The sequence below is a fragment of the Streptomyces sp. NPDC057638 genome, from assembly GCF_042800315.1.
GTDB lineage: Bacteria > Actinomycetota > Actinomycetes > Streptomycetales > Streptomycetaceae > Streptomyces.
On sequence record NZ_JBHVHF010000130.1, the window covers coordinates 1 to 21220 of the forward strand.

Annotated in this window: 17 protein-coding genes; 8 read left to right on the forward strand and 9 right to left on the reverse strand. The window is 72.0% G+C overall.

What is annotated here, in order from left to right:
* Positions 1-32 precede the first annotated feature (32 nt).
* The gene (gene argS / locus ACFVIM_RS18785; RefSeq protein WP_384302515.1) at positions 33-1802 is read right to left on the reverse strand and encodes an arginine--tRNA ligase; all 1770 of its coding nucleotides are present in this window, start codon (positions 1800-1802) and stop codon (positions 33-35) included.
* Between the two features lie 371 nt (positions 1803-2173).
* Between argS and lysS the strand changes: the two genes are divergently transcribed.
* The gene (gene lysS, locus ACFVIM_RS18790) at positions 2174-3904 is read left to right on the forward strand and encodes a lysine--tRNA ligase (protein ID WP_384302545.1); all 1731 of its coding nucleotides are present in this window, start codon (positions 2174-2176) and stop codon (positions 3902-3904) included.
* A gap of 77 nt (positions 3905-3981) precedes the next feature.
* On the opposite strand, the gene ACFVIM_RS18795 is transcribed toward lysS, so the two are convergent.
* The 3 genes from ACFVIM_RS18795 to ACFVIM_RS18805 all read right to left on the reverse strand — a co-directional run bounded on the left by ACFVIM_RS18795 (position 3982) and on the right by ACFVIM_RS18805 (position 7770).
* A complete protein-coding gene (locus ACFVIM_RS18795) occupies positions 3982-5931 on the reverse strand; it encodes a DUF2637 domain-containing protein (RefSeq protein ID WP_384302517.1) in 1950 nt (649 codons plus the stop codon).
* A 96-nt stretch (positions 5932-6027) separates the two neighbouring features.
* Positions 6028-6792 (reverse strand): DUF3558 domain-containing protein, encoded by a 765-nt coding sequence (locus ACFVIM_RS18800; protein WP_384302519.1) that lies wholly within the window; start codon positions 6790-6792, stop codon positions 6028-6030.
* A 156-nt stretch (positions 6793-6948) separates the two neighbouring features.
* A complete protein-coding gene (locus tag ACFVIM_RS18805; RefSeq protein WP_384302521.1) occupies positions 6949-7770 on the reverse strand; it encodes a DUF3558 domain-containing protein in 822 nt (273 codons plus the stop codon).
* Positions 7771-7960: 190 nt separating this feature from the next.
* Between ACFVIM_RS18805 and ACFVIM_RS18810 the strand changes: the two genes are divergently transcribed.
* A complete protein-coding gene (locus tag ACFVIM_RS18810) occupies positions 7961-9154 on the forward strand; it encodes an RtcB family protein (protein WP_384302524.1) in 1194 nt (397 codons plus the stop codon).
* Positions 9155-9293: 139 nt separating this feature from the next.
* Here the strand turns inward: ACFVIM_RS18810 and ACFVIM_RS18815 are convergent, their stop codons facing one another.
* The 5 genes from ACFVIM_RS18815 to ACFVIM_RS18835 form a co-directional block, all read right to left on the reverse strand.
* Entirely contained in the window at positions 9294-10058 is a 765-nt protein-coding gene (locus tag ACFVIM_RS18815) for an SDR family NAD(P)-dependent oxidoreductase (RefSeq protein ID WP_384302526.1), read from the reverse strand.
* A 124-nt stretch (positions 10059-10182) separates the two neighbouring features.
* A complete protein-coding gene (locus ACFVIM_RS18820; protein WP_384302528.1) occupies positions 10183-10518 on the reverse strand; it encodes a YnfA family protein in 336 nt (111 codons plus the stop codon).
* A 103-nt stretch (positions 10519-10621) separates the two neighbouring features.
* Positions 10622-12073, reverse strand: a complete 1452-nt coding sequence (locus ACFVIM_RS18825) for an FAD-dependent monooxygenase (protein WP_384302530.1) — start codon at positions 12071-12073, stop codon at positions 10622-10624.
* A 362-nt stretch (positions 12074-12435) separates the two neighbouring features.
* Positions 12436-13173, reverse strand: coding sequence for a Mut7-C RNAse domain-containing protein (locus ACFVIM_RS18830; RefSeq protein ID WP_384302531.1), 738 nt, complete (start codon positions 13171-13173; stop codon positions 12436-12438).
* Positions 13174-13440: 267 nt separating this feature from the next.
* On the reverse strand, positions 13441-13998 hold the full coding sequence (locus ACFVIM_RS18835; RefSeq protein ID WP_384302547.1) for a hypothetical protein: 558 nt from the start codon (positions 13996-13998) through the stop codon (positions 13441-13443).
* A 274-nt stretch (positions 13999-14272) separates the two neighbouring features.
* Between ACFVIM_RS18835 and hemL the strand changes: the two genes are divergently transcribed.
* From hemL to ccsB, 6 genes are all read left to right on the forward strand, one after another.
* Positions 14273-15580, forward strand: a complete 1308-nt coding sequence (hemL, locus tag ACFVIM_RS18840) for a glutamate-1-semialdehyde 2,1-aminomutase (protein ID WP_384302533.1) — start codon at positions 14273-14275, stop codon at positions 15578-15580.
* Positions 15577-16377 (forward strand): histidine phosphatase family protein, encoded by an 801-nt coding sequence (locus ACFVIM_RS18845; RefSeq protein WP_384302535.1) that lies wholly within the window; start codon positions 15577-15579, stop codon positions 16375-16377. The genes hemL and ACFVIM_RS18845 overlap by 4 nt, the downstream gene beginning before the upstream one ends.
* Positions 16378-16756: 379 nt before the next feature.
* A complete protein-coding gene (locus ACFVIM_RS18850) occupies positions 16757-17359 on the forward strand; it encodes a TlpA family protein disulfide reductase (protein WP_384302537.1) in 603 nt (200 codons plus the stop codon).
* Between the two features lie 4 nt (positions 17360-17363).
* On the forward strand, positions 17364-18143 hold the full coding sequence (locus ACFVIM_RS18855) for a cytochrome c biogenesis CcdA family protein (RefSeq protein WP_384302539.1): 780 nt from the start codon (positions 17364-17366) through the stop codon (positions 18141-18143).
* Between the two features lie 6 nt (positions 18144-18149).
* Positions 18150-20096 (forward strand): cytochrome c biogenesis protein ResB, encoded by a 1947-nt coding sequence (locus ACFVIM_RS18860; protein ID WP_384302541.1) that lies wholly within the window; start codon positions 18150-18152, stop codon positions 20094-20096.
* Positions 20093-21184 carry a c-type cytochrome biogenesis protein CcsB gene (gene ccsB / locus ACFVIM_RS18865; RefSeq protein ID WP_384302543.1) on the forward strand — a complete coding sequence of 364 codons (1092 nt, stop codon included), beginning with the start codon at positions 20093-20095 and terminating at the stop codon, positions 21182-21184. Before ACFVIM_RS18860 ends, ccsB begins: the two co-directional genes overlap by 4 nt.
* Positions 21185-21220 lie beyond the last annotated feature (36 nt).

Genomic DNA, 21220 nt, shown 5'->3' on the forward strand with positions numbered 1-21220 from the left:
GTCCGGGTCCGGGCGGGGTGCCCGGGGTGTGATCAGAGGCGCTCGGGGGTGCGGATGCCGAGCAGCGCCATGCCCTGCTGGAGGGTGCGGGCGGTCAGCTCGATCAGGAGGAGACGGTTCTCGACCACCTCGGCCGGGTTCTCGTCGCTGAGCACCTGGCACTGGTCGTAGAAGGTCGTCAGGTGCGAGGCGAGCTGGTAGAGGTACGCGGCGAGCTTGTGCGGCTCGTACCCGGCGGCGACCTCGGCGACGGTCTCCGCGAACCGGTCCAGATGGAGGCCGAGCGCCCGCTCGGCGGGGGCCAGCTCCAGCTCCGGGTGGGCGGCCGGGACGCGGTCGCCCGCCTTGCGCAGGATGGAGCGGATCCGCGCGTACGCGTACTGGAGGTAGACCGAGGTGTCGCCGTTGAGCGAGACCATCTGGTCCAGGTCGAACTTGTAGTCGCGCACGGCGGAGGTGGACAGATCGGCGTACTTGATCGCGCCGATGCCCACGAACCGGCCGTTCTCGGTGATCTCCGACTCGCTGAGACCGACCTTGGCGGCCTTGTCCCGCACCACCGCCGTGGCCCGGTCGACGGCCTCGTCCAGCAGGTCCTCCAGCCGGACCGTCTCACCGGCGCGGGTCTTGAACGGCTTGCCGTCGGCGCCCAGGACCGTACCGAAGGCGAGCTGGACGGCCTGGGTGCGCTCGTCCAGCCAGCCCGCCCGGCGCGCGGTCTCGAAGACCATCTTGAAGTGCAGCGACTGCCGGACGTCCACCACGTAGACCAGGGTGTCCGCGGCGAGGTTCCCCACCCGGTCGCGAATGGCGGACAGATCGGTCGCGGCGTATCCGAACCCGCCGTTGGACTTCTGGACGATCAGCGGGGTCGGGTTGCCGTCGGGGCCCTTGACGTCGTCGAAGAAGACACAGAGCGCGCCCTCGGAGCGGACCGCGACACCGGACTCCTCCAGCAGCCGGCAGGTCTCGGCGAGCATGTCGTTGTAGCCGGACTCGCCGACCACGTCCGGGTCCTGGATCTCCATGTCCAGCTTGTCGAAGACCGAGTAGAAGTAGATCTTCGACTCGTCCACGAACCGCTGCCAGAGCGCCAGCGTCTCCTCGTCACCGGACTGGAGGGCGACGACCCGGTCACGGGAGCGCGCCTTGAACTCCTCGTCGGAGTCGAAGAGGGCGCGGGAGGCCTTGTAGAGGCGGTTCAGGGAGGACATGGCCTCCTCGCCGCTGACCCGCTCGCCGTCCTTGTGGTCCAGCTCGTGCGGGTGCTCCAGCAGGTACTGGATGAGCATGCCGAACTGGGTGCCCCAGTCGCCGATGTGGTGGCGCCGGATCACCTTCTCACCGGTGAACTCCAGGATCTCCACCATCGCCGCGCCGATCACCGCCGAGCGCAGATGGCCGACGTGCATCTCCTTGGCGACGTTCGGCTGGGCGTAGTCGATCACCGTCGTCCCGGCGGACGGGTTGTACGGGACGCCGAGGCGGTCGTCGGCGGCGCGGGCCGCCAGGGTCTCGGTGATCGCCCGGTCGGTGACCGTGACGTTCAGGAAGCCGGGGCCGGAGACCTCGATCTCCTGGAGGGTGTCCCCGCGGTCGACGGCGGCCACGACCTGGGTGGCCAGCTCGCGCGGGTTGCCCTTGAGCTTCTTGGCGAGGGCGAGGATGCCGTTGGCCTGGAAGTCGGCCCGGTCGCTACGTCGCAGCAGCGGGTCGGCGGGACCGGCCTCCGGCAGGGCTGCCGAGAGGGCGTCCGCGAGGCGCTGCTGCACGGTCGAAGCGAGGGAAGGGACCGAGGCCATGAGCTTCCGTTTCTCGTGTGGATCAGTGGAACGGTGGTGCGGCTGCCCAGTGTCCCATGGGGGAGGGCGGCGGCGTGCGCGGTTACCGGGCGGCTGGGCGGGGCTGGTCGGGGGGCTGGGAGGGGCCGGTGGGTGGTGACGCGCTGTGCCGGGGTGTACGGAGCGCGGGGAACATACGGACGCCTCCGGCCGCGCCCCGCCGCTGGAGGCATCCGGACGGGACCGGAACCGGTCCCACCCGTACGGGCCCGGAACCGGTCCGCCGGATATCGGCGCGGGAAGGACGGGCCGCGTCTGGGAGAATGGGGGGGATCCCGGCGGTCGCCCCGGCGGGATCCCACGAATGCGTGCTCACGATGAGAAAGAAGGACGTGCCGACCGTGGCTCAGAGCAGCACCGAGACCGACTGGGTCTCCCGTTTCGCGGACGAGGTCATTGCGGAATCGGAGCGGCGCGCGCCTGGCAAACCGGTCGTCGTCGCGTCCGGTCTCTCCCCGTCCGGCCCGGTCCACCTGGGCAACCTCCGCGAGGTCATGACCCCGCACCTCGTCGCCGACGAGATCCAGCGCCGCGGCCATCAGGTCCGCCATCTGATCTCCTGGGACGACTACGACCGCTACCGCAAGGTCCCGGCCGGGGTCCCCGGTGTCGACGAGTCCTACGCCGAGCACATCGGCAAGCCGCTGACCTCGGTGCCCGCGCCCCAGGGCTCCCCCCACCCGAACTGGGCCGAGCACTTCAAGGCGGCGATGGTCGCGGCACTGGCCGAGCTGGGCGTGGAGTTCGACGGCATCAGCCAGACCGAGCAGTACACCTCGGGCGTCTACCGCGAGCAGGTCCTGCACGCGATGCGCCACCGTGCCGACATCGACGCCATCCTGGGCCAGTACCGCACCAAGAAGGCGCCGCCGAAGAAGTCGCAGAAGCCGGTCGACGCGGCCGAGCTGGAGGCCGCCGAGGGCTCCGGCGCGGCGGCCGAGGACGACGGCGCGGGCTCGGCCGGCTACTTCCCGTACAAGCCCTACTGCGGCGGCTGCGGCAAGGACCTCACCACCGTCACCGGCTATGACGACGACACCACCGAGCTGAGCTACACCTGCTCCGCCTGCGGTTTCGCCGAGACGGTCCGGCTGAGCGAGTTCAACCGGGGCAAGCTGGTGTGGAAGGTCGACTGGCCCATGCGCTGGGCCTACGAGGGCGTCGTCTTCGAGCCCTCCGGTGTCGACCACTCCTCGCCCGGCTCGTCCTTCCAGGTCGGCGGCGAGATCGTCAGCGCCATCTTCGGCGGCCGGCAGCCCATCGGGCCGATGTACGCGTTCGTGGGCATCAGCGGCATGGCGAAGATGTCGTCCTCGCGCGGTGGGGTACCCACCCCGGGCGACGCGCTGAAGATCATGGAGGCGCCGCTGCTGCGCTGGCTCTACGCCCGGCGCAGGCCCAACCAGGCGTTCAAGATCGCCTTCGACCAGGAGATCCAGCGGCTCTACGACGAGTGGGACAAGCTCGCGGCCAAGGTCGCCGACGGCTCGGCACTGCCCGCCGACGCCGCCGCGTACGCGCGGGCCGTGCGCACGGCGTCCAGCGAGCTGCCGAGCACACCGCGCCCCCTCCCGTACCGCACGCTGGCCTCGGTGGTGGACATCACCGCCGGTCATGACGAGCAGACCGTCCGGATCCTCAGCGAGCTGGACCCGGCCAACCCGCTCGGGTCGCTGGACGAGGTGCGGCCCCGGCTGGACCGGGCCGAGAACTGGATCTCCACCCAGGTCCCGGCCGAAGCCCGGACCGTGGTCCGCGACGAGCCCGACACCGAGCTGCTCGCCTCCCTGGATGACGAGGGCCGCGCGTCGCTGCGGCTGCTGCTCGACGGACTCGACACCCACTGGTCTCTCGACGGCCTCACCACGCTGGTGTACGGGGTGCCGAAGGTCATGGCGGGCCTGGAGCCGGACGCCAAGCCGACGCCCGAGCTGAAGGTCGCCCAGCGCGCCTTCTTCGCGCTGCTCTACCGGCTGCTGGTGACCCGGGAGACCGGGCCCCGGCTGCCCACGCTGCTGCTCGCGGTCGGCGCCGACCGGGTGCGCAAGCTCCTGGCGGCGTGACGCCTGAGGGCCCATGACGAAGGGGGCGCTCCCGGATGACTGATCCGGGGGCGCCCCCTTCGCGGTGAGCGGGGCCGTCAGGCGATGTGGTCGGCCTGCTGCTCGGCCTGGATGCGCTCCTTGAACTCCGGCCAGACCCGGCGCAGCAGGGCGATGCTGCGGTCATGGCGGATGCCGTGGGCATCGGCGAGGTAGATGTCGAGCTGCTCGACGGTGGGGTAGTCGCGGAGCTCGTTGGCGTACTCGACGAAGACGGGGTACGCGGCCTCGTAGAACGCGCGCTCGTCGGCGGGCCGCTCCTCGGGCTGGCGCTCGGCACCCTGCCGCTCCGTACCCCGCCGCTCCTGATCCTGTTCCGGGGAGGCGGGCTGGTCGGCGTACGGCGTCGCGGTGTACGGCCGCTGAGGGGCGGCCGACGGCGCGTATCCGGGGTGTCCCTCCGGGGCGTGGGGCAGCGGGGGGCCGGAGCCCGCGGGGGGCTGGGGGGCCTGCGGGAGGTGCTGTGTCCGCGGCGGGTGCGGTGCGAACTCCGCGCGCTCATGGCCCCCGACGGCCACCGGACCGCGGGCCTCCACCGGCTGCGCGGGGACGCCGTCGAGCGGGTGCTGGGCCGGGCCCTGGGGCAGCGGTACCGCCGGGCCCTGGGGCACCTGGACGGGGGTGGGCTCCAGGCCCTCCACATACGTCGGGTTGAAGGCGCGCTCCGAGGCGTCCTTCGGTATCTGTGGCGCCGCGAACCAGGGGCTCTGGCTCTGGCGGGTGTCCTGCTGCTCCGGTATCTGCCCGGGAGGGATCTCCTGGGGCTGCTGGTGCTCGGCAGGGGGCCACTGCTGCCCGGCGCCCTCGGGCGGCTGGGCTTGCTGGGGCGCGTGGGTGGCGTGGGACGTCGGCTGGGGGTGGCTCCGCTCCTGCGGTCCGACGGACGGGGCCTGCGGCGTGGACGGGTCCGCCGGAACCGGCGGCGCGCTCCGGCCGGGGTCGGCGGGCTGAGCGGGCTCATCGGCCCGTGCCTCCACCGGAGCCGGAGCCTGCGCGCCCTCCGGAGCCTGCGCCGCCACCGGAGCCTGCGCCGCCACCGGAGCAGGGGCAGGGGCCTGTGCGGCACCCGGCGCCTGTGCGGGAGCCGCCGCCACCGGAGCCGGAGCAGGGGCCTGACCCGGTGCCCGCCCCTTCACCAGAACCGGACCCGGTGCCTGGACCTCAGTCGGCGCCGACGCCGGTGCGGCCTTCTCCAGGGCCAGCCGGTGCTCGGACTCCCCCTCCGTCACCGCAGGACCCGCCGCGACCGCCACCGGTACCGGCGCCGCCGCCAGCTCCTGCGCGGGGGGCAGCAGCACCGGATCGATCCCCGCCGCCGCCAGCCCGGCCGGTGCCGTCTCCGCCAGCGGCACTCCGTACCGCGCCAGTCTGAGCGGCATCAGCGACTCCACCGGGGCCTTGCGCCGCCAGGACCGGCCGAAGCGGGCCTGGAGCCGGGCCTGGTAGATCAGCCGGTCCTGCTCCAGCTTGATCACCTGGTCGTAGCTGCGCAGCTCCCACAGCTTCATCCGCCGCCACAGCTTGAACGTCGGCACGGGGGAGAGCAGCCAGCGGGTGAGCCGCACGCCCTCCATGTGCTTGTCGGCGGTGATGTCCGCGATCCGGCCGACCGCGTGCCGTGCCGCCTCCACGGTCACCACGAACAACACCGGGATGACCGCGTGCATCCCCACGCCCAGCGGGTCCGGCCAGGACGCCGCGCCGTTGAAGGCGATGGTGGCGACCGTGAGCAGCCAGGCCGTCTGACGCAGCAGGGGGAAGGGGATCCGCATCCAGGTCAGCAGCAGATCCAGGGCCAGCAGCACACAGATCCCGGCGTCGATGCCGATCGGGAAGACCAGGGCGAAGTCGCCGAAGCCCTTGCGCTCCGCGAGGTCGCGCACCGCCGCGTAGGAACCGGCGAAGCCGATACCGGCGATGACCACCGCACCGGCCACCACGACACCGATGAGTATGCGGTGTGTGCGTGTCAACTGCATCGCAGCCACCCGCGATCCCCTCCCGTTGCTCTGAACCCGCGCACGGGCGGGGACCCCTTCGGGCACCCCGCGCCGTACGCGTGTTCTGTTTAGGCCAGGGGCAGGCTACTTGTTGGCCGACGCGACCGAGGCGACAGCCTCCTTGGCGGCCTTCACGGAGCCCTCCATCAGGGAGGTCGCCGTCGGGGGCTTGGCGCCCGAGTACCCCGTGCCGTTGAGGGTCAGGGTGATGACCACGTTCTCCGTGCGGGTGACGATGGTGGCGTAGGTGAAGTCCTCGCCGGTCTTCTTCAGCTCGTACCCGATGGCGCGGGCCTCCTGGCCGACGCCCGCGGCCGGGGACTCGCGCTTGTTCCTGGCGCCCGCGGTGGCCTGGGTCTTGGCGACCTCCTTGGCGTAGGCGTCCGCGGCGCGCTGCTCACCGCTGAGGCCGAGCGCCTGCTCGGAGTCGTACCGGACGAGGGAGACATCGAGCCAGCGGTACTGGGAGCCCTTGACGCCCTTGTCGTCCAGTCCGTTCCACGCGCAGTTGGCGCGGGCCAGCGCGTCGGAGGTCTTGCCCGCCGTGCCCTTCTTGCTCTTGACGCCCGGTACGAGGTCGCCGATGGTGCCCGAGGTGATCGACGTGCAGGCGCTGGGCAGCTTCGGGAACTTCGCGGCCGCCACGGGCTCCGGCTTCTTCTCCTCGGGCGCGGGGCCCCCGGAGCCGCCGGAGTCCCCGGAGCCGCCGGAGCTCTGCGAGTCCTTGGTGTCCTTGGCGTCCTTGCCGGACGAGTCGCCGGACTCCGACGAGCAGCCGGAGACGGCGAGCAGCACCGGGACGGCTGCGCAGACGAGTATGCGGGTGAGTCGCGGGGCGGTTCGGTGCATGGTTCCTTCAGTCGGTTGTCGTACGGGCTCCGCGGGGCGCACGGGATGGACGGGCTCCCCGGGGACCGGTCGGCGAAGCCACCGTACGCGCAGACCCGGCCCCCGTGTGCGGGCCTGTGGATAACTCCACGCGGGCCGCGCCGCCGCGCCGGGCGCTCAGGAGGCGAACCGATGGGCCAGACTCCGGGCCACGCTCCGCGCCTTTTCCTGGAGTTCCTTGCTGTCGGGCTGCTCCGCCGTGCGGCCCGACTGCTCCGCGTAGACGATCGTCACGATGACGTTCGATGTGCGGAAGACCACGCTGACCGTACGGCGCTGGGCGGTCGAACCGGTGCCCGCCGCGTTGAGGACGTCGTTGAGGAAGGCGGCGTCGCCGAGGCTGTCGAGGGCGCGGGGGGCGAGGTTCCCGTCGTCCTCCTCGCCGCCGTCCACGGCCCCGCCGGCGGTCACCGCTCCCGATGCCGCCGACGCCGCCGCGTCGGGCGGGGCCGAGGCCGGGGCCGAGGAGGTCCGCCCCTGGTCGGCGGCGAGCGCCGGGAGCGCCGTGGACTGCCTCCTGACGAAGACCTCCTGGGCGCGGTCGTCGTCGCTGACGGAACCCTCGTAGGAGACGACGCGCTCGAAGTCCACGCTGAGGGTGTGCGAGGCGTCGGGCGAGGTGGCGCTCCAGCCGCAGCCGACCCGGCGGTCCGTGTCATAGGTGCTGGCCGCCGTGCCCCGCAACGCCTTCTTCCGCTGCTCGTCGACGAGTTCGCCCAGTCCGGGCAGCAGGTTCTTCAGCGTGGAGTGGCCGAGGGCGCCACAGGGCTCGGGCAGGGTGCGGTACTTGCCCGGCTGGGCGGCGACCCTGGTGCCCTGGCCCGGCTTGGCGTCCCGGACGGTGTCCTCGCCGCCGTCCCCCCCGGTACAGCCGGTGAGCGTCACCGACAGCGCGGTGACCGCCGTGAGAACCGTCGCCGCCAGGCTCCTTCGTCGCACGGTCCCGGGCTCCCTTCGAACAGAAAAGCTGTTGCCGCACAGAGACGGCCGGTGGACACAATGTCTACCGCACGCACCGCTTCGGGTGCCGGTCCGCTGGGTCTTTCGCGGGCGTTGGAGCGGCTTTTGCGTTTCACTGACTTTAAGAGCTTTTTCTCTTTCTGTATGTCTTTCGGGGGAACGAGGAACCATGTCGTACGTCGAGATACCCGGCGCGAAGGTCCCCATCCGGATGTGGGCGGACCCGGCCACGGTCGAGGACCAGGCCATGCGCCAGCTCCAGAACGTCGCCACACTGCCCTGGATCAAGGGCCTGGCCGTGATGCCGGACGTGCACTTCGGCAAGGGCGCCACGGTCGGTTCCGTGATCGCGATGGAGGGCGCCGTCTGCCCGGCCGCCGTCGGCGTCGACATCGGCTGCGGTATGTCGGCGGTCCGCACCTCCCTCACCGCGAACGACCTGCCGGGCGATCTCTCCCGCCTCCGCGCCAGGATCGAGGAGGCGATCCCGGTCGGCCGGGCGATGCACGACGAGGCGGTCGACCCCGGCCGGGTCCATGGGCTGCCCACCAGCGGCTGGGACGACTTCTGGGGCCGCTTCGACACGGTCGCGGACGCGGTGCGCTTCCGCCGGGACCGCGCGCTGAAGCAGATGGGCACCCTCGGCTCGGGCAACCACTTCGTGGAGTTCTGCCTCGATGAGTCCGGCGCGGTCTGGCTGATGCTCCACTCCGGCTCCCGGAACATCGGCAAGGAGCTCGCCGACCACCACATCGAGGAGGCGCGCAAGCTCCCGCACAACCAGGGCCTCGTCGACCGCGACCTCGCCGTCTTCATCGCCGACACCCCGCAGATGGCCGCCTACCGCAACGACCTCTTCTGGGCCCAGGAGTACGCCAAGCGCAACCGCGCGATCATGATGGGCCTCTTCCAGGACGTGGTCCGCCGGGAGTTCCGCAAGGCCAAGGTCACCTTCGACCCGGTCATCTCCTGCCACCACAACTACGTCTCCGAGGAGCGGTACGAGGGGATGGACCTGCTGGTCACCCGGAAGGGCGCCATCCGCGCGGGCAGCGGCGACTACGGGATCATCCCCGGCTCCATGGGCACGGGTTCGTACATCGTCAAGGGCCTCGGCAACGAGCGCTCCTTCAACTCCGCCTCGCACGGCGCGGGCCGCCGGATGAGCCGGAACGCGGCGAAGAAGCGGTTCTCCACCCAGGATCTGGAGGAGCAGACCCGGGGTGTGGAGTGCCGCAAGGACGCGGGCGTGGTCGATGAGATCCCGGCCGCCTACAAGCCGATCGAGCAGGTCATCGAGCAGCAGCGGGACCTGGTGGAGGTCGTGGCGAAGCTGAAGCAGGTCATCTGCGTCAAGGGCTGACCGCGCGTCACGTCCCGCCCCCCTGGTGCAAGAGGGCTGACCGCGTCACGCCCCGGCCCCTGGCGCGAGAGGGCGCGTCACGCCTCGGCCCCCTGCGGGCCGACCGCGCCTCACGCCGCCAGCCCCCGGCCTTCGTGGTTCAGCGGACTCGGTGGACCTTGGTGTTGGACGCCTGCGCCCGGGGCCGCACCACCAGCAGGTCCACGTTCACATGCGGGGGCCGGGTGACCGCCCAGGTGATCGTGTCCGCCACGTCCTCCGCCGTGAGGGGATCGGCGACCCCTTCGTACACCTTCGCCGCCCGCTCGGTGTCGCCCCGGAAGCGGACCGTGGCGAACTCCTCCGTCCGCACCATCCCCGGCGCCACCTCGATCACCCGCACCGGGGTGCCGACGATCTCCAGCCGGAGGGTCTCGGCGAGGACGTGCTCGGCGTGCTTGGCGGCGACATAGCCCGCGCCGCCCTCGTAGGTGGCGTGGGCGGCGGTCGAGGTCAGCACCACCACCGTGCCGTCGCCACTGGCGGTCAGCGCCGGGAGCAGGGCCTGGGTGACATGCAGCGTGCCGAGGACGTTGACCTCGAACATCAGCCGCCAGTCGGCGGGATCCCCGCTCGCGACCGGGTCCGCGCCATGGGCGCCACCCGCGTTGTTGACCAGGACGTCACAGCGTTCCAGGGAGGCGGCGAAGGCGTCGACGTCCGCCCGGTCGGTGATGTCGAGCCGCTGTGCCCGCGCTTGGTGGCCCGCCTGGGTCAGCTCCCGCGCCAGCGCGGTGATCCGGTCCTCGCGGCGGGCGGTGAGCACCACCTCGTACCCCGCCGCGGCCAGCCCCCGGGCGGTCGCGGCCCCGATCCCGCCGCTGGCTCCCGTGACGACGGCGATGGGGGTCCCGTTGGCGGTCATGGTCGGTGTACCTGCCTCTGCCAGAGCTGTGGTTCCGCGCAGGACGCGCGGTCCGCGTACGTACGGGGAAGTCCGGTTACGGACACGGACGGCCGGGTGGCCGCGTACGCAGCTTAGGCGCCGTTCAGCGCCCCCGGGGCGCGTACATGATCACGGCCATACCCGCCAGGCAGATCAGCGCGCCGATCACGTCCCAGCGGTCCGGGCGGTAGCCGTCGGCGACCATGCCCCAGGCGATCGAGCCCGCCACGAAGACGCCGCCGTACGCCGCCAGGATCCGGCCGAAGTCACCGTCCGGCTGGAGCGTGGCGATGAAACCGTACGCGCCGAGGGCGATCACTCCGGCCCCGATCCAGATCCAGCCCCGGTGCTCCCGCACTCCCTGCCAGACCAGCCACGCGCCGCCGATCTCGAAGAGGGCGGCGACGACGAACAGGACGACGGAACGGGCCACGAGCATGGCCCCACCCTCCCACGACCGGCGCCCGGGGTGGCCGGAGGGCCGGACGCGCGGACGCCCGCGGCGACCCCGGCGGGTCGCCCAGCCCGGCTCCCGCGTCCCGTCAGTCGCGGGCCCAGGCGATATAGCCGTCGGGACGGACCAGCAGGGCCGTGGCGCGGCCCGAGCGCCAGTGCGCCCGCACCACCTTCCCCGGCGCGGGCGGCGCGTCGACCGCCGCCGTCCCCTCCGGTGTGACCAGGACGAACGCGCCCTCCCGCAGCAGCTCGTACAGCCGTCCCTCCGCCAGAGCCAGGTCCGGCGCGCGGCGGCCGGTGAGCGGATGGGAGCCCCGGGGCCGGTCGTAGCGCACCGCGATGCCGCTGATCTGGCGGACGCTGCGCCGGGTGAGCGCGGGCACGGCCGTCAGGGTGCCGATGGCCAGGGAGCGGGCCGCGCGCTGGAGCGGGGAGGTGGCCATGGCCGCGCGGATCAGCGCCCCGCTGGAGCGCAGCACCGCCCGCCCGACGGGGTGGCGTTCGTCGTGGTAGCTGTCGAGGAGGGCGTCGGCGCCGTCGCCGGAGACCTCGCCCCTGAGGACGGCCGCGAGCTTCCAGGAGAGGTTGGCCGCGTCCTGGATGCCGGTGTTCAGCCCCTGGCCCCCGGCGGGCGAGTGGACATGGGCCGCGTCCCCGGCCAGGAAGATCCGCCCCACCCGGTAGGAGGGCACCTGCCGCTCATCGCAGTGGAACCGGGAGACCCACCGGGCCTCGCCCATCCCCAGATCGCCGCCGAAGGCGTCGCGGACGATATCGCGGAGTTCGGCGATGTCGACGGGCGCGTCGTCCGGCCGCTGGTGCTCCGCCGACCAGCCCATCACCCGGTGCCAGCCGTCCCCGAAGGGCACGATCAGGGCGAAGGACCCGGCGCCCGCCTCGGTGGCGGGCACCTCCCGGGGCGGCTCGGCCAGCCGTACGTCCGCCAGGATCATGGACCGGATCACCGACCCGCCCGGGAAGGGCAGCCCCAGCGACTCGCGCACGGTGCTGCGGACGCCGTCCGCGCCCACCGCGTACCGGGCGCGCAGGGTGGCACGGGCGCCGTCGGCGGACTCCACCTCGGCGGTGACCGGATGGCCGGGGGCGAGGGGGCCCGCGCCGCCGTCCTGCCGCAGCGCCGTCAGCCGGGTGCCGTGCAGAAAACGCACTCCGTGCTCCCGGGCCCGCCGCTCCAGCAGCCGCTCGACCTCGTACTGCGGGGTGATGAGGACGAAGGGGAAGCGCGTGGGCAGGTGAGCCACCTCCAGGGTGAGGCCGCCCAGGAGCCGGTTCTGATAGATCGGGTGCCCCGTCGCGATCAGATCGTCGGCGAGGCCCCGGGCGTCGAGCACCTCCAGCGTGCGCGCGTGCACCCCGAAGGAGCGGGTGAGGTTGGAGACCCGCGCGGGGCGGCGTTCGACCAGGGTCACCAGGAGTCCGGCGGCCGCGAGATCCCCCGCGAGCAGCAGCCCGGTCGGGCCCGCTCCCACCACCAGTACATCGGTCCGCGCGTCGTCGGCCTGGTCGGTATCGCTCATCGCCGTCTCCCTTGGACCTCGCTCGGGCCCGGCCCAGGACCGGCCGGATCCACGGTGTGACCGGGCCAGCGTAAGTCGGGTGGGGCGGGTGGACACCGGAGTGACGGCGGGACGATCGATGTCGGACAGAAGCTGTCCGAAGGCCCGCGCCGACGCGGTACGCGGGAGCCGGTGCCCGGCCGCCCGGCTGTTCTTTCTGCCCGGCTGTACGCGGTCGGGGGCGCGCGCCCGGCGCGGTTGCGCGCGAGGTGCGGCGCGGTTCCCGCCCGTACGCGCGGGGACGGTACGCGCGGGGTCGGTGTACGCGCGGGGACGGTACGCGAGGACCACCCGCGTCCGTCCGTCCGTACGGGAGGCGGCCCCTACGCCGCCGCCGCGCCCCCGAACTCGCGGACCGCCGCCGTCACGATCGCCTCCAGCCGGGCGTGGTGCGCGCCGCGCCAGTAGACCCGCTCGCACCGCGCGCACTGGGCGAACACGTCGTAGTTCCGCTGGGTGCCGCCCTCAAGGCGGTCCTGGACCGTGTCCTTGTCCGCGTCCCGCAGCGGACCGTTGCACGCCGTGCAGCGGGTCCAGGGGGCCAGGGCGGGGGCGAACCGCTCCAGCACGTCCCGGAGCTGGTCCTCGGGCCGGTCGCTGTAGACATAGGCACCCGCCCAGAGCTCCCGGCGCCGCAGCAGCCCCCGGTCACGCGAGAGCAGTACCCGCTTCTCCCGCGCGGAGAGCGTCGCGAGCGCCGGATCGCCGATGTCCTCGTTCTCGTACGCGGCGTCCACGCCGAGCAGTCGCAGCCGCCGGGCCAGGGTCCCGAGGTGGACGTCGAGGAGGAACCGCAGCGGGGCGCCCGGGACGCGCTGGGGCCGCTCCACCCCGTACACCTCCACGCTCTCGTCCGCGCGCGGGATGTGGGCCACGGTCACCGGGGTGCCGTCGACGACGAACCGGCCCGCTTCCGTGAGGGGCACGCCGAGGGACTCGATGACATGGCCGAGGGTCGACGTGCCGTCCGTGACCAGGGGCGAGGGCCCCGAGCGATGCTCGGAAGGTACGAAGAGCCGCAGCTCAGGGGCGATGCTGAGATGGATGACCGGTCCGTTCACCCCGCCAGCATCGCACCGGGCCCAGCGGATGGCACCCGCCTTTCCGGGCCGGGCACCGTCCCGCGCGGAGCCGCTCCCCGCGTCGGCGCCCGGCCACAGGCCCTAGCAGCGGGAACGCGGACTTCCTCCGGTGCGGACGACCCTGGGGCCGGACCCCACGGCGCCCTCAGGGCAGTACACCCAGGCCGGAACAGGCCAGGCCGGACCGCGGGACAGTCCCCAGAGCAGCCCGGACCAGATCAGACCAGACCAGTCCGCGGGAGAGTCCTAAGGCCAGACCAGACAGTAGGGCTGGTGCCCCGCCTCGTGGAGGCGGTGGCTGAAGTCCTGCCACTCATGGAGGAGCTGGTAGACGTTGAACGCGTCCTTCGGCCCGCCCCGGTCCGGCACCGTCGACCAGATGAAGGCCGCGGCCCCCACCGACTCCTCGCCGACGTCGCGCAGCGGGTCGACCACCGTCATGGGGAGCTTCACCACCGCGTAGTCCGGGTGGAGCACCACCAGCTCCAGCGGCGGCACCTTGTGCAGGGGCATGCCCTGGATGCCGGTCAGCACCATCGCGGCTATGGTCTCGGGCTTGATCTTGGTGAACAGGCCGCCCATGCCCAGTTCGTCGCCGCCCAACTCCTCGGGGCGCATCGAGATCGGCACTCTGGCCGCCGTCGCCCCGTTGGGCGCGCCGAAGTATTTGTAGGTCACCCCCACCCGGCCGCTCCTGCCTCCCGTGACCTCGGCGTCCGCGTCGTCTCGCCGGTGCCTGCCCCTCCGGGCGGGCTCGGGGCCCAGGTCGTCCGTCCCCTCGCCCAGTCCGCCACCGCGATACATATCTCCACCCGACCACTCGCGGCCCCCGCCGCGCAATCCGATCATCGTGTCAGTGACCTCCCCCGCGCGCGACTGGTGAAACACCTGTACGCGAGGAACGCCGTGGCCTCTGACACCATGGATTCCGTGAGCCTTCCCTGTGTCGCCACAGTTTCGCAGATGTGGGGAGGGTGACGCCGTTCCGCCGTACGGGGAGATCGTGCTCCTCGCCCACTCGTGGCCGAGATCGTTCCGCCCCGGCCGCCCAACCCTCGAATCGCAGATCAGGACCAAAGTGGCGTATTCATACGAAGCCCCAGTTTCGCAGGCGCTTTTCGAGCGCGCGTCCCTTGTGACGCCCGGCGGCGTCAACTCACCCGTGCGGGCCTTCCGGGCCGTGGGCGGCACGCCCCGGTTCATGGTGTCCGGCAGCGGCCCGTACCTCACCGACGCCGACGGGCGCGAGTATGTCGACCTCGTCTGCTCCTGGGGGCCGATGATCCTCGGGCACTCCCACCCGGCGGTGCTGGAGGCCGTGACCTCGGCGGTCGCCCGGGGCACCTCCTTCGGCGCGCCCGGTGAGGGCGAGGTGGCGCTGGCCGAGGAGATCGTGGCCCGGGTCGCCCCCGTCGACCAGGTACGGCTGGTCTCCAGCGGTACGGAGGCGACGATGTCGGCCATCCGGCTCGCCCGGGGCTTCACCGGCCGGGCCAAGGTGATCAAGTTCGCGGGCTGTTACCACGGCCATGTGGACGCCCTCCTCGCGGCGGCCGGTTCCGGGGTCGCGACCTTCGCGCTGCCGGACACCCCCGGGGTCACCGGCGCCCAGGCGGGCGAGACCGTGGTGCTGCCCTACAACGACCTCGACGCCGTCCGCGGCGCCTTCGCGGCCCACCCCGGTGAGATCGCCTGTGTGATCACCGAGGCGTCCCCGGGCAACATGGGTGTCGTCCCGCCGCTGCCCGGGTTCAACCAGGGCCTGAAGGACCTGTGCCGTGAGCACGGCGCGCTCTTCATCTCCGACGAGGTCATGACCGGGTTCCGTACCAGCCGTGCCGGATGGTTCGGGGTGGACGGGGTCGAGCCCGATCTGATGACCTTCGGCAAGGTCATGGGCGGTGGCTTCCCGGCCGCCGCGTTCGGCGGGCGGGCCGATGTGATGGGCCATCTCGCCCCGGCCGGTCCCGTCTACCAGGCGGGCACACTCTCCGGGAACCCGGTCGCCACCGCCGCCGGACTGGCCCAGCTCCGTCTCCTGGACGACGCGGCGTACGCGGCGGTGGACGCCGCCTCCGCCGAGATCCAGCGACTGGTGACCGAGGCGCTGAGCAAGGAGGGCGTGGCCCACCGGCTCCAGACCGCGAGCAATATGTTCTCCGTCTTCTTCACCGCCGACGAGGTGCGCAACTACGCCGACGCCCGCCGCCAGGAGGCGTTCCGGTTCAACGCCTTCTTCCATTCCATGCTGGCCCAGGGCGTCTATCTGCCGCCGTCCGCCTTCGAGTCCTGGTTTGTCTCGACCGCCCATGACGCGCGGGCGATCGAGCGGGTTGCCGCCGCCCTGCCCGCCGCCGCCCGCGCCGCCGCCGAGGCCACGGCATGAGCGCGGAGCCGGGCCGCGAGGCCGTTCCGGTCAGTGACTGGGTGACCGGCGGTACGGAAGGCGCTACGGAAGGGACGGCCGGTCCGCTGGGCGCGGGCCGCTCCCGTGACGCGGACGGCGGGAAGCCGGTCCGTACCGTCGTCCATCTGGTGCGTCACGGAGAGGTGCACAACCCCGAGGGTGTGCTCTACGGGCGCCGGGCCGGGTACCACCTCTCGGAACTCGGGCTGCGGATGGCCGACCGGGTGGCGGAACACCTCGCCGAGCGGGACATCACCCATGTCGGCGCCTCGCCGCTGGAGCGGGCCCAGGAGACGGCGGCGCCGGTCGCCACCGGCCATGGCCTGGAGCTGGCCACCGACGCCCGGCTGATCGAGGCGGGCAATGTCTTCGAGGGCAAGACCTTCGGCGTCGGCGACGGCGCGCTGCGCAGGCCCGGGAACTGGCGCCATCTGACCAACCCGTTCCGTCCGTCGTGGGGCGAGCCCTATGTGGAGCAGGTGGTGCGGATGATGGGCGCGCTCGACGCCGCGAAGGACGCCGCGCGGGGGCACGAGGCCGTCCTCGTCAGCCATCAGCTGCCGATCTGGGTGGTCCGCAGCTTCGTGGAGCGCCGCCGTCTCTGGCACGACCCCCGTCGCCGCCAGTGCACCCTGGCCTCGCTGACGAGCTTCACCTACGAGGGTGATCGGATTGTGTCGGTGGGTTACTCCGAACCGGCGCTGGATCTCGTACCGCCGCATCTGCGCGCGGGTGCCAAGCCGGTGAAGGGCAAGGCGAAGGCATTCGGGGCTTAGCGCTTCCGTAACCGCCGCGGGAAAGGGGCGCGGGCTCGGGAAATCGCCGGTAGGGCCGGTTAGCCGGTCCATTCGGGAACCGCGCCCCGCTTCCTGGCCTCTTTGCTTCCGAGGGGCCCGTCCCCGCTCCGTACGGGCCCGGGGCCCGGCTCCGCAGGCCTCGCGGCCGCCACCGGCGCCCCGGTGGACCACGGGCCGGGGCGGCGCGGGAGGAGCCCCGGCCGTTTTCCCCGCCGCCTCACGGCGGATAAGCGATAAGCCTCCGCACCGCACCTCTGACGATTTCTTTAAAGGTTATTCACAACGGGCTTTATAGGGGTCTTGCGGGCAGCGAGGGGGGTGCGGAAGATCGCCGGAACTGCCATGCGAAACTTTTCACATGAGCCTTAGCCGTGCCCGTCGCGCTGCCCTGCCGACCGCCGTCGTCGCGGTCGGCGCGCTCGTCCTGTCCGCGTGCAGCCAAGACACCGGGACGTCCGGTGGCGGCGGCAACACCAACTTCGTCACCGACACCGGTGGCATCTCCACCGTCGAGCGCGGCCAGCGCAAGGCCACCGGCACCCTCGCCGGGGAGACCCTGGAGGGCGACCGGCTCGACGTCGCCGACCTCAAGGGCAAGGTCGTGGTCCTCAATGTCTGGGGCTCCTGGTGCCCGCCCTGCCGGGGCGAGGCGCCGCACTTCGCCAAGGTCGCCAAGGAGCTGCGCCCGCAGGGCGTGGAGTTCGTCGGCCTCAACACCCGGGACGCCAACAAGGGCCCGGCCATCGCCTTCGAGAAGGACTACGAGGTCGACTACCCGAGCCTCTACGACCCGGCGGGCAAGCTGATCGTCGAGGGCTTCCCCAAGGGCACCCTCAACCCGCAGGCCATCCCCTCCACCGTCGTCCTCGACCGCGAGGGGAAGATCGCCGCCCGCTCCCTGATGGCGCTCTCCGAGAAGCAGCTGCGGAAGATGATCGACCCCGTGCTCGCGGAGAAGTGACCTCGTGGGATCCCTCCAGCACACCCAGACCCTGGCCGCGGTGGGTCTGAACGAGACCGTCTTCAACGGCGCCCTGGCGCTCGCCCTGCCGCTGGCCCTGCTCGGGGGACTGGTCTCCTTCTTCTCCCCCTGTGTCCTGCCGCTGGTCCCGGGCTATCTCTCCTATGTCACCGGGGTCGGCGGCACCGACCTCGCCGACGCCCGGCGGGGCCGGATGGTGCTCGGCGCCTCCCTCTTCGTCCTCGGCTTCACCGCCGTCTTCGTCTCCGGCGGCGCCCTCTTCGGCTACTTCGGCGCCCAGCTCCAGGAGCACCAGGAGATCCTCTCCAAGGTCCTGGGCGTGGTGATGGTGCTGATGGGCGCCTTCTTCATGGGGATGATGCCCTGGCTGACCCGGCGCGAGATGCGCTTCCACACCCGCCCGGCGGCGGGTCTGGCGGGGGCGCCGGTGCTCGGCGCGCTCTTCGGGATCGGCTGGACCCCGTGCATCGGACCCACGCTCTCCGCCGTCACCATCCTCGCCGCCGAGCAGGGCAGCGCGGTGCGCGGCGCGGTCCTGACCGTCGCGTACTGTCTGGGACTCGGGCTGCCCTTCATCCTCGCGGCCGTCGCCTTCCGCAAGGCGCTGGGCGCCTTCGCCTGGGTCAAGCGGCACTACGTCTGGGTGATGAGGATCGGCGGCATCATGATGATCGTGACCGGTCTGCTCCTCCTGACGGGCGTCTGGGACGCCATGATGCAGGAGGTCCAGGTCTGGTCGAACGGCTTTACGGTGGGGATCTGACGCCACATGAGCACTACAGAGAAGCGGACCGACCGGCGGACCGAGCAGGCGCGGGAGGCCGACGCCGCGGACCGGCTCTCCACCGCACCCCGTGAGGAGCGCGAGGAGCCCGTCGGCGGTCCGGTGCTCGGGGTCATCGGCTGGGCGCGCTGGTTCTGGCGCCAGCTGACCTCGATGCGGGTCGCGCTGATCCTGCTGTTCCTGCTGTCGATCGCCTCCATCCCGGGCTCGCTGATCCCGCAGAACAGCGTGGACGACCTGAAGGTGCAGAGCTGGAAGGAGGAGAACGAGCGCTGGGCGCCGCTCTTCGACCGGCTCCAGCTCTTCGACGTCTACAGCTCGGTGTGGTTCTCCGCGATCTACATCCTGCTCTTCGTCTCCCTCATCGGCTGTATCGTCCCGCGCACCTGGCAGTTCGTCGGCCAGCTCCGGGGCCGCCCCCCGGGCGCCCCCGGCCGGCTGACCCGGATGCCCGCGTACGCCACCTGGCGCACCGACGCCACCCCGGAGGAGGTCCGTGAGACCGCCGCGTCGCTGCTGAAGGGCCGCCGCTTCCGTACCCATACGGTCGGGGACGCGGTCGCGTCCGAGAAGGGCTATCTGCGCGAGGCCGGGAACCTGCTCTTCCATGTCTCGCTGATCGTGATGCTGATCGCCTTCGCCTGGGGCCAGCTCTTCAAGTCCGAGGGCGGCAAGCTGGTCCTGGAGGGCGACGGTTTCTCCAACACGCTCACCCAGTACGACGACTTCCGCTCCGGCTCGCTCTACGGCTCCGACGACCTGACGCCGTTCACCTTCTTCCTGGACGAGTTCACCGGTACGTACGAGAGGACCGGCCCCCAGCGCGGCACCCCCCGCACCTTCGAGGCCGCCGTCCGCTGGTCCCGTCCCGGTGAGCCGGAGAAGAAGAAGCTCATCGAGGTCAACAAGCCGCTGGAGATCGACGGCACCAAGGTCTATCTGCTCGCCCACGGCTACGCGCCGGTCGTCACCGTCCGCGACGGCAAGGGCAAGGTCGTCCTGGACAAGGTCGCCGTCCCGCTGCTGCCGATCGACGGCAACGTCACCTCCACCGGGGCCATCAAGGTCATGGACGGCTACCGGGACAAGAACGGCAAGAAGACCCAGCTCGGCTTCCAGGCGTTCTTCGTGCCGACCTTCGGCGGCGAGGGCAAGGGGACGATGTTCTCCCAGTTCCCCGCGCTGGACTTCCCGGTGCTCGCGCTCAACGGCTACACCGGCAGCCTCGGCGTGGACTCCGGCATCCCGCAGAACGTGTACCAGCTCGACACCCGCAAGATGACCCAGTTCAAGGACGCCAACGGGGAGATCCTCAAGGCGCGGCTGCTGCCGGGCGAGACCATGAAGCTTCCCGACGGCGCGGGCTCCATCACCTTCGAGAAGGGGGTGAAGGAGTGGGCCAGCTTCCAGATCTCGGAGCAGCCCGGCCAGGGCTGGGCGCTGGGCGGGGCCATCGCCGCCATCGCGGGCCTGGTGGGCTCGCTCTTCGTGCGGCGCCGCCGGGTCTGGGTGCGCGCGGTCGCCGGCCCGGACGGGGTGACCGTCGTCGAGATGGCCGCCCTGGGCCGGGGCGAGTCGCCCAAGCTGCCGGAGGAGCTCCAGGCGCTGGCGCTGGCGCTGCACGAGCGGGCGCCGACGACGGCGGCCGCGCCCCAGCCGGAGGCGACGGCGGACCCGCCGGCCGGCGGGGACACCTCCGTACGACCGGAGGACGGGACGGCGGGTACGGAGGCCGAGGCCCCCACACCGACGGACCCGGCGCGCCAGGGCCGCCCCGCCGAGGCGTCCGCGCCTGAGGGCTCCGCGTCCGAAGGCTCCGCTCGCGAAGGCTCCACGCCCACGGGCTCGGGGCCCACGGGTGAACCCGTCGCGCCCGCACCCACTGAACCGGGGGACGAACCCCGCATTCCTGCCGAAGGGGTTGAGAAGTGAATCTCGCCACCGCTGCCAACGAGAGTCTCGCCCAGCTCAGTAACAACCTGATCTACTCGGCGATGGCCGTCTACACGCTGGCCTTCCTCGCGCATATCGCCGAGTGGGTCCTCGGCAGCCGCAGCAAGGTCGGTCGCGCCGCCGCCGCGCTGACCGAGGAGTCCGGGAAGACCGCCGCCGGGCCCGCCGTCACCGTACGGACCAAGGACGCCCAGGGCGGAACCGCCGTCCTGGAGAAGCCGAAGGTCATCACGCGCGCCGCGGCCGGTGCCCGGGACGTCCCGGACGGGCCCGGCGCCGCGGGCGGCACCGTCAAGGGCGATGTCTACGGCCGGATCGCGATCTCGCTGACCGTGCTCGCCTTCGCCATCCACGCCGCCGGTGTCATCGCCCGCGCCGCCTCCGTGAAGCGGGTGCCGTGGGGCAATATGTACGAGTTCTCCATCACCTTCTCCGCGGTGCTGGTCGGCACGTACCTCGCCCTGCTGCTGGCGAAGAAGAACATCCGCTGGCTCGGCCTGCTGCTCGTCGGGACCGTCCTCGCCGACCTCGGCATCGCCATCGGGGTGCTCTACACCGACAGCGACCAGCTGGTCCCCGCGCTCGACTCGTACTGGCTCGTGATCCATGTCTCCACGGCCATCTTCTGCGGCGCGGTCTTCTACCTGGGTGCGATCGGCTCGGTCCTCTATCTGCTGCGGGACTCCCATGAGGCCAAGCTGGCCCGGGGCGATCAGCCCGGCGCCCTGGCCACCTCGCTGCTGGGACGGCTGCCGTCGTCGGCCTCGCTGGACAAGTTCGCCTACCGGGTCAACGCCGCCGTCTTCCCGCTGTGGACCTTCACGATCATCGCGGGCGCCATCTGGGCGGGCGAGGCCTGGGGCCGCTACTGGGGCTGGGACCCCAAGGAGGTCTGGTCCTTCATCACCTGGGTCGCCTACGCCTGTTATCTGCACGCGCGGGCCACGGCGGGCTGGAAGGGCCGCAAGGCCGCCTATCTGTCGCTGATCGCCTTCGCCTGCTGGCTCTTCAACTACTACGGCGTCAACATGTTCGTGAACGGACTGCACTCGTACGCGGGCGTCTGACGACGGAGCACATACGGAAAGGGGCCGCTGATATCC